The 1,283-nt window shown below is 62.3% G+C and carries 1 protein-coding gene; it reads left to right on the top strand.

The window, feature by feature from the left end:
- Nucleotides 1–30: 30 nt before the first annotated feature.
- The coding region (locus AWB81_RS43070; RefSeq protein ID WP_327373546.1) for a non-ribosomal peptide synthetase at nucleotides 31–1,283 on the top strand (1,253 nt) is incomplete at its 3' end.

Below are 1,283 nucleotides of genomic sequence, written 5' to 3'. Positions count from 1 at the left end.
AACGACACCGCTGCGCCTTATCCGGAGCATCTGTGTATCCATCAGCTCTTCGAGCAACAAGTTCAACGCACGCCCGATGCAATCGCGCTGGTCTTCGAAGACGAGTCGCTCACCTATGCGCAACTCAATGCACGCGCCAACCAGCTTGCGCATCATCTGATTGCGCTGGGCGTCAATCCGGAAGATCGAGTGGCGCTGTGCATGGAGCGCGGCACCGGCATGATCGTCGCGTTGATGGCGATTCTCAAGGCCGGGGGCGCTTATGTGCCGCTGGAATCCACCTCTGTCGCGGAGCGGCTCGGGTACGTGCTCAACGACGCGCACGTGTCGCTGCTCGTCACTCAGGCACAGCTTCTCGAGCACTTCTCGGACGTCGTGCAGAACCTGCCCGTCGTATGTACCGACACCGAAACGAGTTTGATCGAAGCCTGTCCCGACGCCCAGCCCGCCATCAACGCGCGCCCGCAGCACCCGGCTTATGTGATCTACACCTCCGGCTCCACCGGCAAGCCCAAGGGCGTCGTCCTTAGTCACCGGAACCTTGCCAACTATCTGAGCGGCGTGCTGGCCAAGATGAACGTGCCCACGCCGAGCAGTATGGCCCTGGCCTCGACGATCGCCACCGACCTCGGCCATACGATCCTGTTCGGTGCGTTGGTGGCGGGTCATGAACTGCATGTGTTGTCGACCGAGCGGACCTCCGATGGCTATCTCTTCGGGCAATACATGCGTCAGCGGAATATCGGCGTTCTGAAAATCGTGCCGGGTCACCTGCGGGCACTCGTGGACGAGACGCTCGATCCGCTGGCGCTGCCCACGCAGTTGCTGGTGCTGGGCGGGGAAGCAACCCGGTCCGAATGGATCATGTCCTTGCAGGCACTCAAACCCGGGCTGCGTATTCTCAATCACTATGGGCCGACCGAAACGACCGTGGGCGTACTGACCCATGCGCTGAACCGCGCCGTCTCCTATAGCACGTCGATCCCCATCGGACAGCCGCTTGCCAACAGTCGGGCATACGTGCTCGACGAATATCTGCGCCCCGTGCCCCTTGGTGTCACCGGCGAGCTTTACATCGGCGGTGCGGGTCTCGCGGGAGGCTATCTGCGGCGCGCGGCACTCACCGCGCAACGGTTTGTCGCCAGTCCGTTCGTTGCAGGCGCACGCATCTATCGCACGGGCGACCTCGCGCGCTATCGCGCTGACGGCAATCTGGAGTTCCTCGGCCGCAACGATCATCAGGTCAAGATTCGCGGCTTCCGTATCGAACTCGGTGAGATCGA

Source organism: Caballeronia arationis (assembly GCF_001544975.2).
Taxonomy (GTDB): domain Bacteria; phylum Pseudomonadota; class Gammaproteobacteria; order Burkholderiales; family Burkholderiaceae; genus Caballeronia; species Caballeronia arationis.
The sequence above is the reverse complement of the archived record's forward strand: the minus strand, read 5'-3'. Positions and strand labels throughout refer to the sequence as shown.